Raw genomic sequence first — 740 nt, 5'->3', positions numbered from 1 at the left:
TGTTTGGACCGGGGACATCGCGAACAGGTGTGCGAGGACATCGCGAACAGTTTGGCGCGTTTTGCGCTGGGGGGTTCGGGATGCCATTCGAGGACACGAGCGCGATGAAACAGAAGCTGGAGTTTGTGCGGCTGGCTACGGCCGAGGGGGCGAATGTGAGCGCCTTGTGCCGACGCTTTGGGATTGGTCGAACATGCGCTTACAAGTTGCTCGCACGCTGGCGGGCTTTTGGCGCAGCCGGGCTTTTGGAGGGTTCGCGCCGGCCGCAGTCGAGCCCGACGCGCAGCGCGCCCGAGGTCGAGGCGGCAGCGCTTTCGGTGCGCACGACGCATCCGGCCTGGGGCGGGCGCAAGATCGCCCGGGTGCTGGCGCGTCAGGGACTTGGCCATCCGGCTGCCTCGACGGTGACTGGTATCCTGCGCCGCAACGGTGTCGAACTGGGCGCGCTGGGCGGCGGCGCCAAAGCGTTCATCCGCTTCGAGCACGCCGCGCCCAACGACCTGTGGCAGATGGACTTCAAGGGCCATGTGCCGTGGCGCGCCGGGCGGCTGCATCCGCTGACCGTGCTCGACGATCATTCGCGGTTCTCGCTGGTGCTGGAAGCTTGCCCCGACCAGACCACCGAAACTGTCAAAACCCGCCTGATTGCGGCCTTCCGGCGCTATGGCCTGCCGTGGCGCATCGCCACCGACAACGGCCCGCCCTGGGGCGATGGCGGCCGCAACAACTTCACCATGCTC

General features: G+C 67.3%; 1 protein-coding gene. It reads left to right on the top strand.

Translation table 11 applies throughout. The annotated features are described in order from the left end of the window. Positions 1 to 104 precede the first annotated feature (104 nt). Positions 105 to 740, top strand: a 636-nt coding sequence (locus tag NKI19_RS32770) for a DDE-type integrase/transposase/recombinase (RefSeq protein ID WP_352493716.1), incomplete at its 3' end; no start/stop codon positions are given.

The organism is Mesorhizobium sp. M0751 (genome assembly GCF_040320265.1).
Lineage (GTDB): Bacteria > Pseudomonadota > Alphaproteobacteria > Rhizobiales > Rhizobiaceae > Mesorhizobium.
This window is presented reverse-complemented; position numbering and strand designations above follow the sequence as displayed.